This is a genomic window from Micromonospora foliorum (assembly GCF_022229015.1).
In the GTDB taxonomy this organism is placed as follows: Bacteria; Actinomycetota; Actinomycetes; order Mycobacteriales; family Micromonosporaceae; genus Micromonospora; species Micromonospora foliorum.
In genome coordinates this window covers 1-10,344 of sequence record NZ_JAKKFF010000057.1, presented here as the reverse complement: position 1 = coordinate 10,344, position 10,344 = coordinate 1, and the positions used below count along the sequence as shown (strand labels likewise).

Genomic DNA, 10,344 nt, shown 5'->3' with positions numbered 1-10,344 from the left:
CCCCTGCCGGGCCTCGGTGCCCGTCTCCCCGGCGCCGGGCGCACCGGCAGGTCGGGCCGTGGTCGGTGCCGCCGCCGTCGGTGCGGCCTCGGTCGGCACCGCCTCGGCGGGTCGGGCCAGCGTGGGCTCCGCATCGGTCGGTGGCCGTGCGGCGGTCGCCCGGGCGAGCGTCTCACCGGTCTCCGGTGGGCCGGGCGGTCCGGGTGGGCCCGGCGGACCGGGCGGGCCGGGAGGTCCCGGTCGGGGCGGTCGTGGCCCGGGTGACTCGGGCGCGGCGCGGGCGAAGAAGCGCAAGCGGATGAACCTGCTGATCGCCGGGATGGCCGTCTTCATCATGCTCGCCGGCATCGGCGTGGTCGGGTTCACCTACTACTCGACCAACGTGGTCATGCCGAACGAGATGCCGCTGCCGCTCTCCACCACCGTTTACGCCAAGGACGGCAAGACGCAGCTCGCCAAGCTGGGCAGCGAGAACCGCTCCTTCGTGACCATCCAGCAGATCCCGCAGCACGTGCAGGATGCGGTCGCCGCAGCGGAGGACCGGAACTTCTACCGGCACTCGGGCGTCGACTACAAGGGCATCGTCCGGGCCGCCTGGAACAACGTCTCCAACGGCGACAAGCAGGGTGCCTCGACGATCACCCAGCAGTACGCCCGCAACGCGTTCGAGAACCTCAAGGACGACACGTACGGCCGGAAGGTGAAGGAGGCCATCCTCGCCTCCAAGCTGAACGACAAGTACGACAAGCCGACGATCATGCAGCACTACCTGAACGTCATCTACTTCGGTCGCGGCGCGTACGGCATCGAGGCGGCGGCGCAGACCTACTTCGGCAAGCCGGCCATCAAGCTCAGCGTCGCGGAGGGAGCGGTCCTGGCCGCGCTGATCAAGCAGCCGGTGGCGAGCGACACCCACCAGGGGTTCGACCCGGCGGTCAACCCGACCGACGCCAAGACGCGGTGGGACTACGTGATCGACGGCATGAAGAAGGAGGGGTGGCTGGACTCCCCCAACCACCCCCCGGCGCCCACCGAGTACCCCAAGGTGCTGGCGCCCAAGAAGGACGGCGTCGGCTTCGGTGTCGACAGCCCGCGCGGCAACGTCATCAACTACGTCCGCCAAGAGATGGACGAGATGGGCCTCTGCTCCGACAGCGGTGCGGACGGCAAGACGAGTTGCGTCGACGCGCTGCGCGACGGCGGCTACCGGATCACCACCACGATCGACCCGAAGCTCCAGGCCGCCGCGGAGAACACCGCGATGCAGTCGAAGAAGGGCTCCGAGCTCCACGACCAGCCGAAGAACCTGATGGCGGCGGTGGTCTCGATCGACCCGAAGAAGGGCCGTGTGCTCGCCTACTACGGCGGTGACAGCGGTGCCGACTTCGACTACGCCGGCAAGAACATCGACAAGAACGGCAACCTGACCGGTGGTCATCCGCCGGGCTCGTCGATGAAGGTGTACACCCTGGCGGCCGCGATCGAGGCCGGCATCTCCGTCAAGTCGCACTGGGACCCCACCCCGTACAAGCCCGAGGGCTCCAAGGTCGCGATCGGCAACGCCGGCCGTACCAACCTCAAGTGCGGCAAGTACTGCACCCTCGAAGAGTCCACGGTCCAGTCGTACAACGTGCCCTTCTACTGGGTCACCGACACGGTCGGCGCCGACAAGGTCGTCGACATGGCCCGGAAGGCGGGCGTGACCACCATGTGGGGCGTCGACCCGCCGCAGGCCTTCGACCTGTCGAAGAAGGGGCGGACCCCTTTCGACAACTACACCGGTTTCGGCAAGTACCCGTTGACCGTCTTCGACCACGCCAACGCCATGGCCACGTTCGCCAACGACGGCAAGTACATCAAGGCCCACTTCGTGGTCAAGGTCGAGCAGCAGGACAAGGACACCGGCAAGTGGAAGGTGGTCGGCAGCGAGCGCATCAAGCCGGAGCAGCGGATCCCCAAGAAGATCACTGACGAGGTCACCGGCGTCCTGAAGCAGATTCCCCGGCCGAACAACATCTCGCTGGAAGACGGTCGCCAGGCCGCCGCCAAGACCGGCACCTGGGAGTACAACGACAAGGACAACGCGCACGCCTGGACGGTCGGCTACACCCCGCAGATCGCCACAGCGGTGTGGGTGGGCAGCCGGGATCTGAACAAGCCGCAGATCAAGCTCGCCAGCGGTAAGGACATCGGCGGTTCCACGCTCCCCGGCCCGATCTGGGAGAAGTACATGAACACCGCCCTCAAGGGCCAGGAGGAGATCTCCCTGCCCGACGTCACCGGCGATGGCGACGTCACGAAGGGCAACGGCAAGGAGCCGCCGCCACCGCCACCGCCGACCAACCCGGGCGGTCAGCCCGGCCAGGGCACTCCCTGTAACCCGCTGATCGACCTGTTCTGCAACAACCCCGGCGGCAATCCTGGTGGTAACCCTGGTGGTAACCCCGGCGGCAATCCCGGCGGCGGCGGAACAGGTGGTGGCGGCGGCGGGCTGTTGCCCAGCCTGCCACCCAACCGGGACTGACCCACACCAGCGCACGACGCCGCCGCCGGCCGGACGACCTGTCCCGGCCGGCGGCGGCGTTTTCGTACCCGGAACTCCGCGCCGGGACGGGACGGGCACCCCTGTCGTACGGCAGGATGCCTCTTCATGAGCACCCAGTCGACGCCCGGCATCGACGACGCCGGAACCACTGATCACCCGTCTCGCTCCGACGGGTTCGTCCGCGGCATCTCCAGCGTCATCGGCGGGCCGCTCGGCGACCACGCGACCGCGCTGGACCGGCCGGCCGGTCGGGAGCGTCGCTTCTGGACCGCCGTGCGGATCGTGCTGGCGCTGGCGTGCCTCACGCTCGCGCTGCACTGGGTGCAGAAATCGCCCTGCCAGGACGGCGCCTGGCAGAACAACGTCCAGTACACCCGGTTCTGCTACACCGACGTCCTTGCCCTCTACTACGCCGAAGGGCTCAACGAGGGCAAGGTGCCCTACCGCGACCACCCGGTCGAGTACCCGGTGCTGACCGGCTACTTCATGGGGGCGCTGGGCCTGCCCGTGCACGCCATCGGTGACGGCGACCCGAGCATCAACCAGGGCCAGTGGTTCTACAACCTCAACGCGCTGGTGCTGGGCGCGCTCGCGGTGGCCACGGTGGCGGTGATCCTGGCGCTGCGCCGCCGACGACCCTGGGACGCGGCGCTGTTCGCACTCGCCCCGGCGCTGGTGCTCACCGCCACCGTCAACTGGGACCTGCTCGCCATCGGGCTGGCCGCCTTCGGCCTGTTGGCCTGGGCCCGAAAACGACCGGCGGTGGCCGGTGTGCTGCTCGGGTTGGCCGGCGCGGCGAAGCTCTGGCCGCTGTTCCTGCTCGGGCCGATCCTCATCCTGGCGCTGCGGGCCAACCGGGTTCGTGCCGCGCTCATCGCCATCGGTACCGCGGTCGCGGCCGTGGTGCTGGTGAACCTGCCGGCCGCCCGGGCGTACCCGGAGAACTGGGACCGATTCTTCGAGCTGAACACCACCCGGCCGATCGACTGGGGCACGCTCTGGTACATCGGGCGCTACCTGGACGGCAAGGTCGGCAACGACCCCGCCAAGCTCGGCCCGTTCGAGTGGCTCAACGCCAACATCCCGACCCTCAACACCCTCTCGTACGCGCTGTTCGGGCTGGCCTGCCTCGGCATTGCCGTGCTGGCGCTGCGGGCACCGCGCCGACCGCGGCTGGCCCAGCTCGGCTTCCTGGTGGTGGCGGCGTTCCTCATCTTCAGCAAGGTCTGGTCCCAGCAGTTCGTGCTCTGGCTGCTCCCGCTGGTGGTGCTGGCCCGGCCGAAGTGGGGCGCGTTCCTGGCCTGGCAGATCGCCGAGGTCTGCTACTTCGTCGCCTTCTACGGGGAACTGCTCGGCGCGGCAACCAGTCGTCCGGTGTTCCCGGAGGGGGTGTTCGTGCTGGCCTCGACGTTGCGACTGGCCACTGTGGTGGTGCTCTGCGTGTTCGTCGTCAAGGAGATCCTGCACCCCGAGCAGGACGCGGTGCGGGCCACCTACCCGGACGACCCGGACGGCGGCGTTCTCGACGGCGCGCCGGACGCCCCCTGGACAGACCGCTGGCGTCGCCCCGCGACGACCAGCGAACAAGCACCCGTACCGGTGCCCACCACCTGACCCTCTAAGGCCGACTGCGGCCGGCACCACGTCAGGGTTTTCGGGGGAGCCCGCCCGGCGCAGGGATCAAGCCTGACCGCCCGGAGCCGAGTGGGCTCCCCCGAAAACCCGCCCTTAGAGGCGGTAGACGACGGCCTCCCCGACCTCCTGCCGGCTGATGCCGAGCGACTCGACCGGCGCGTCGATGCTGATCTCCCATGGCGTGCCAGCCACCTGACCGCGCAGCAGCACCACAGTGCGGACGCCGAGCGTGCGCAGGTAGTCCACGCTCGCCTGGTCCGGGAACGACTGGCTCACCCGACGGACGTCGTCGAGCTGGCGCGGCGTGAAGCCGCTACCGCCGTTGACCACATCGGGAAACCCGTCGGTAGACCAGAGCATCACATGCTGGTCCAGGCTCTGATTGCTGGGCAGCACCAGCATCGGCCCCTGCGCCGTACGCATCGCGGCCGGTGGGGTCGGCACCACCGGATGCGGGGTGGTGTTCAAGCCCTCGACGGTGACCAGCAGCAACGGCAACAGGGTGGCCATCCGCAACCACGGCCCCGGCCACGACGGAATCCGTTGCGCGGTCAACTCGCGGACCCGGTCGGTGAGCGCGGTGACCGCGCCGGCCGCGAGCAGGCCCAGCAACAACGTGGTCCAGAGCATCAACCGCCCGGGGGTACGCAACCCGCTCCAGCCCGGCAGATGCTCGAAGAGCGGCACGTAGGTGAAAGTGCCGTCGAAGAAACGGGTGCCCATCGCGAAGACCATCGTCACCAGCACCCCGACGAGCAGCAGCAGTCGGTGCCGCAGCCGCCAGACCGAGAAGAACAACCCGCCCGCGGCGAGCGCGTAGAGCACGAAGCCCGGCAGCAGGGTCATCTCCGGATGCCACGGCAGTGCCGCCCGGGCTCCCTCGTGCAACCCACCCCAGATCCGCGACTCCCCGGGCGCCGTCACGAAGCCCGTCGCCGGCGGCGAGAAAAGGCTGATGTCGCCGATGGTGCGCTCGGCATACGGGTGCAGCTCGGTCACCTTGAAGAACGGGAACGCCATCAGCAGACCGACACCGGCGAACAACACCCCGCCGAGCACGTCGGCGACGAACAACCGGCGACCGAACGGAACGGCCTGGCCGGTGCGCAGCCGCCGCACCAAGAAGAGGACGGCAGCGACCAGCACCGCGCCGGCCAGGAGGTACGCGAAGGGCAGCCCGATGCCGAAACCGAGGCTGAGCTGCCAGGCCGCCACCAGCCAACCGGCGTAGACCCAACCGTCGTGCCGGCGCTCCGGCCGGTAGCCGTGTCGGAGGGACCACCCGTGCCCGCGCGCCAACATCGCCAGCGCCAGCGGGATCCCCCCGTTGGAGAGCACGTGCAGGTGCCCGGCCTGGGCCAGCAGCCACGGCGCGTAGGTGTAGCTCACCCCGGCGACGGCCGCACCGATCCGACCGGCTCCGAGCTGTCGGGCCAGCGCGTACGCCCCGAGCGTGGCGAGCGCGTGCGCCAGCACGAACATGATGTTGTAGCGCAGCACGGCGTCCTCGGGACCGCTGCCGAGCATCCCGGCCGGGGCGTACCCGAGCAGCGTGTCGGAGAACGCGAAGCTCCACAGCTCGGGGAAGAACGTGTTCGACTGCCACAGGCGCGCCGGGTCGGCCAGCAGGATGTGCCCGGACCAGGCCATCTGCCAGGCCTGCAGGCTCGGGTCCCAGTAGTCCTGCGGCAGGGTGTAGCGCGGATAGCGCAGCGTCGGCCACGTCATCAGCACGGCCAGTGCCAACGCACCGAGGGAGGCCAGGCTCCACTCGTGGATCAGGAACCGACCGACGGCCCGGCCCACCCGAGTGACGATGGAGGGCCGCGGCTCCGGCGCGGAGGCGAACGCCTCCCAACGCTCCGGGCCGACCGGCTTCGCCTCGCCGTCGGCCTTGTCCGGACCGTCGGCGTCGCTCGCCTTCGCGTCCTCGGCGAGGCCGCCGTCCTTGCTCGCGCCACCGGCCGGGTCGCCGTCCTTGGTCGCGCCACCGGCCGGGTCGCCGTCCTTGGTCGCGCCACCCGCCGCGCCGCTGCCACCCGCCGCGCCGCTGCCCTTCGCCGGGTCGCTGCTGTTGGCTGGGTGGCTGCCCTTGGCTGGGTCGCTGTGGCTGGTTGCGGTGCCGCCCTCGGCCGCATCCTGCTTGGCTGCGGCGTCCTGCTGGGCCGCGGCGTCCTGCTTGGCCGCGTTGTCCTTCTGGGTCGTGGTGCCCTGCTTGTCGCCATGCCGGGCCGCGTCCGTCTTGGCGGCACCGCCCGTCGCGGGGTCGGTCTCGGGGGCGCCGCTCGGGGCGGCTCCGGTCATTCCACCGTCGCCCGATGGTCGATGGTCCGTGGTGGTCTCGGCGGAGGCCTGGTCAGGGGTGCGAGCCGACTGGGTGGGGGCCTGGTCGGGGGTGCGAGCCGACTGGGTGGGGGTGCCCGTTGCGGTCGTGGTGTCGGGTCGGCTATCGGCGTCCGCGCCGGTGGGGGTGGGCCGCGCGTTGCCGGTCCCGGGCTGTCCGCTCGTCATGCCGCCAAGCTCTCCGCTCCGAGCTGTTCACGCAGAAAGTCGATGTCGGCGGCCTGGCCGGTCACACCGCCCGGTGTCTCGACGACCACCGGCGCGCCGGCTGCCCGGATCACCGCCAACACCAGCTCCGGGTCGATCGTCCCGCCGCCCAGGTTGTCGTGTCGGTCCTGGCCGGAGTTGAACGCGCCCTTGGAGTTGTTGGCATGTACCAGGTCGATCCGCCCGGTGATCGCCTTGACCCGGTCGACGAGGCCGAGCAGCTCCTCGCCGCCCGCGTACGCGTGGCAGGTGTCCAGGCAGAAGCCGACCCCGTAGTCACCGATGGCGTCCCAGAGTCGGGCGAGCGCGTCCAGCCGTCGGGCGCAGGCGTTGTCGCCGCCGGCGGTGTTCTCGATCAGGATCGGTACGCCGAAACCGCCGGAGTCCGCCGCGTACGCGAAGGTCTTGCGCCAGTTGTCGAAGCCGACGGCCAGGTCGTCGCCGGCGTTGACGTGCCCACCGTGAACGATCAAACCCTTGGCGCCGATGGCGGTGGCCGCGTTGGCATGCCCGAGCAGCAGCTTCCGGCTCGGGATCCGGATGCGGTTGTTGAGGGTGGCCACGTTGATGACGTACGGCGCGTGCACGTAGAGATCGACCTCGGCGGCGCGCAGCCGCTCGGCGTCCTCGCGAGGCTTGGGCGCCTTCCAACCCTGTGGGTCGGCGAGGAAGAACTGCACGGTGTCGGCGGACCGGGCGGCCGCCTCCGCCAGCGGGTCGGTCGAATCGACGTGGGCTCCGATACGCATGCGAGCGAGCCTACGTCGCGACCCCGACCGGCGGGGCGACGGCCGGGGCGGTGTCGCGTCACCGGACGGACCGACGATCGTTGATGGCTTTGAACCGGCGACCAGCACCCGGTGCCGCCAGCGGCGCGAGCGTCGCACCCGGCGACCGGCGGTCGGCGGCCGACAGCGAGGTCACCCCCGCCGCGCGGCCCGGCGCAGCGGGGGCGACCCCCATCGCACACCGGCTACCGAGCGATGACGAATCTCGGAAAATTGTGCTTTTCCCCCCGACAAGGTACGAGTGCTGTTGTATCGTCAGATAACAACACGATAAAGCTCCGCGGGGCGTCTTCGGTCCAACCTCATCGGTGTGGTCGTTCCTCCCCAGGTCCCACCCAAGGAATGCGGACCGGACGCCCCGCGGCCTCGTAGACGGGGGTCCACCATCGGCCGATTGACGGTCGGACGGTGGGCCCCCGTCGGCACGTCCGGGTCCGGGCCCGACCACTCCGGGCATGATCGTTGGGACCGGGTATCCTGGTCAGGTTGTCCGCGTCCGGCCGGGTTCCCTCGGCGCGTGCGGACGACGACACAAGACCTCCTGCCACGGAAGGACCGTGGCCGCTTAGCCCACAGGAGGTGAGCACGTCTTGCGTCACTACGAACTAATGGTCATCCTCGACTCCAGCCTCGAGGAGCGCACCGTCGCACCGTCGCTCGACACGTACCTGAACGTGATTCGGACCGCGGGTGGCTCGGTTGAGAAGACCGACGTGTGGGGCCGCCGGCGCCTCGCGTACGAGATCAACAAAAAGGCCGAAGGCATCTACGCCGTCATCGACCTGCAGGCCACGCCTGCTGCGGTGGCCGAGCTGGACCGTCAGCTCCGGCTCAACGAGTCCGTGCTGCGCACCAAGGTCATCCGACCGGAAATGCGCTAGAGCATCCAACCCCGGTTCGTCCGGATCAGCCTCCGCGACTCTGTCGTACGGCTCTGCGAGCCTGTACGACGAGACGCTGAGTGCGCGAGGAGATGGTCATGGCAGGAGACACCACCATCACGGTCATCGGCAATCTGACCGATGACCCCGAGTTGCGGTTCACCCCCTCCGGGGCTGCGGTCGCCAAGTTCCGAGTCGCTTCGACGCCCCGTTTCATGGACAAGGCGTCGAACGAATGGAAGGACGGCGAGCCGCTGTTCCTCGCATGCACCGTGTGGCGGCAGGCCGCCGAGCACGTCGCCGAGTCGCTGCAGCGTGGCGCTCGGGTGATTGTGTCGGGCCGGCTGCGTCAGCGGTCGTACGAGACCCGCGAGGGTGAGAAGCGCACTGTCATCGAGCTTGAGGTCGACGAGATCGGCCCGTCGCTGCGCTACGCCACGGCGAAGGTGCAGAAGATGTCCCGCTCCGGCGGTGGCGGCGGCGGCTTCGGTGGCGGCGGTGGCGGTGGCAACCAGGGTGGCGGCGGAGGCAACTTCGACGACCCGTGGGCTTCGGCTGCTCCTTCTCCCGCGCGTGCCGGTTCGGGCGCCAATTTTGACGAGGAGCCACCGTTCTAATGGCGCCTAGCGCTCGCGATCGCAAACCAGGAGCACGTGCAACGGCCAAGGCTGCGGCACTGCGCAAGCCCAAGAAGAAGGTGAACCCGCTCGACAAGGACGGGATCGCCTACATCGATTACAAGGACACCGCGCTGCTGCGCAAGTTCATCTCCGACCGCGGCAAGATCCGCGCTCGGCGGGTGACCGGCGTGACCTCGCAGCAGCAGCGGCAGATCGCCCGTGCGGTCAAGAACGCCCGTGAGATGGCACTCCTGCCGTACACGGCCACCACCCGCTGAGAGGAGGCACCGATATGAAGATCATCCTGACTCAGGAAGTGTCCGGCCTCGGTGCCCCGGGCGACATCGTCGAGGTCAAGGACGGCTTCGGCCGTAACTACCTGCTGCCGCAGGGCTTCGCGATCGTCTGGACCAAGGGCGCGGAAAAGCAGGTCACGGTCATCAAGCGGGCCCGTGGGGCCCGCGAGATCCGCGACCTCGACCACGCCAACGAGGTCAAGGCTCAGCTCGAGGGTCTCAAGGTCAACCTGAAGGTCCGCGCCGGCGACGGCGGACGGCTCTTCGGCTCGGTCACCCCGGCCGAGATCGTCGACGCCGTCAAGGCCGCCAGCGGCCCGGTCCTCGATCGTCGCCGGCTGGAGGTGCCCGGTCACATCAAGTCGATCGGCGCCTACCCGGTGAAGATCAAGCTGCACCCTGAGGTGACCGCGTCGTTCAACCTGAACGTCGTTCAGGGCTGACGTCCGCAACACCACCACGAGGGCCCGCACCGAGCGATCGGTGCGGGCCCTCGTGCGTACGTCATCGAAGCCGCACTGCCCGGGCTGAGGTGCCCGTCCGCCCGCCTGCCCGGTGTGCCCGACCCGCCACCCAGCGGGGCCCCGACCCGCCACCGGCTCTGCGGAGGCCCCGGCCCGATGCCCACCCGGCCTGGTCCCGACCCGCAGACAGGTCACCCGATGGGCTGGCCGGTCACCGCGCTGATCAGCACCGTGGAGAGACCGCCGCCCACCACAGCGGCGGCAACCGCGATGGTCGCCGAGCGCCACGTCGTACCCACCCGACGTAGCAGCGCCGCCACCACCAGACTGCTCACCAGCGCCAGACCGAAGCGCGGCGAACCGGCGAGGAGTGACTCCAACGCGCGGGACCGGGCCGACTCGCACCCGCCCCCACTGATGTCGGTCACGCACCCAGCCGGCGCCTGGCTGTCCAACGTCAACAGCCAGACGAAGATCAGCATCGCCGGCACCAGATAACAGGCGGCCGTGTACAGCAGAGGCCGGACGGACCCACCCGGATCCGGGTCCAGCAGGTCGTCCTCGA

At 69.7% G+C, this 10,344-nt stretch carries 8 protein-coding genes and 1 pseudogene; 6 read left to right on the top strand and 3 right to left on the bottom strand.

The features are described from left to right. A partial coding sequence (locus PSH25_RS05170) for a transglycosylase domain-containing protein (protein WP_238657912.1) occupies positions 1-2,524 on the top strand: 2,524 nt, incomplete at its 5' end. A gap of 126 nt (positions 2,525-2,650) precedes the next feature. Then, positions 2,651-4,159, top strand: coding sequence for a glycosyltransferase family 87 protein (locus tag PSH25_RS05165; RefSeq protein WP_238657911.1), 1,509 nt, complete (start codon positions 2,651-2,653; stop codon positions 4,157-4,159). Positions 4,160-4,273: 114 nt separating this feature from the next. On the opposite strand, the gene PSH25_RS05160 is transcribed toward PSH25_RS05165, so the two are convergent. After that, positions 4,274-6,484: a putative glycosyltransferase family protein gene (locus PSH25_RS05160; protein ID WP_372492723.1), complete on the bottom strand. Its 2,211-nt coding sequence runs from the start codon at positions 6,482-6,484 to the stop codon at positions 4,274-4,276. A 203-nt stretch (positions 6,485-6,687) separates the two neighbouring features. Beyond that, entirely contained in the window at positions 6,688-7,479 is a 792-nt protein-coding gene (locus PSH25_RS05155) for a deoxyribonuclease IV (RefSeq protein ID WP_238657909.1), read from the bottom strand. A gap of 629 nt (positions 7,480-8,108) precedes the next feature. Between PSH25_RS05155 and rpsF the strand changes: the two genes are divergently transcribed. The 4 genes from rpsF to rplI all read left to right on the top strand — a co-directional run bounded on the left by rpsF (position 8,109) and on the right by rplI (position 9,758). Beyond that, a complete protein-coding gene (gene rpsF / locus PSH25_RS05150; RefSeq protein WP_036391391.1) occupies positions 8,109-8,399 on the top strand; it encodes a 30S ribosomal protein S6 in 291 nt (96 codons plus the stop codon). A gap of 80 nt (positions 8,400-8,479) precedes the next feature. Beyond that, entirely contained in the window at positions 8,480-9,016 is a 537-nt protein-coding gene (locus PSH25_RS05145) for a single-stranded DNA-binding protein (RefSeq protein ID WP_181518404.1), read from the top strand. Then, entirely contained in the window at positions 9,016-9,297 is a 282-nt protein-coding gene (gene rpsR / locus PSH25_RS05140; protein WP_051723758.1) for a 30S ribosomal protein S18, read from the top strand. Before PSH25_RS05145 ends, rpsR begins: the two co-directional genes overlap by 1 nt. Before the next feature lie 14 nt (positions 9,298-9,311). Continuing rightward, the gene (rplI, locus tag PSH25_RS05135) at positions 9,312-9,758 is read left to right on the top strand and encodes a 50S ribosomal protein L9 (protein ID WP_238657908.1); all 447 of its coding nucleotides are present in this window, start codon (positions 9,312-9,314) and stop codon (positions 9,756-9,758) included. Between the two features lie 212 nt (positions 9,759-9,970). On the opposite strand, the pseudogene PSH25_RS05130 reads toward rplI, so the two are convergent. Beyond that, positions 9,971-10,344: pseudogene (locus tag PSH25_RS05130) on the bottom strand (hypothetical protein); the annotation flags it as partial.

Coding starts and splice junctions, on each gene's coding strand:
- PSH25_RS05155 (WP_238657909.1), bottom strand. CDS start 7,479: ATGCGTATCGGAGCCCACGTCGATTCGACCGACCCGCTGGCGGAGGCG.
- PSH25_RS05165 (WP_238657911.1), top strand. CDS start 2,651: ATGAGCACCCAGTCGACGCCCGGCATCGACGACGCCGGAACCACTGAT.
- rpsR (WP_051723758.1), top strand. CDS start 9,016: ATGGCGCCTAGCGCTCGCGATCGCAAACCAGGAGCACGTGCAACGGCC.
- rplI (WP_238657908.1), top strand. CDS start 9,312: ATGAAGATCATCCTGACTCAGGAAGTGTCCGGCCTCGGTGCCCCGGGC.
- PSH25_RS05160 (WP_372492723.1), bottom strand. CDS start 6,484: ATGACCGGAGCCGCCCCGAGCGGCGCCCCCGAGACCGACCCCGCGACG.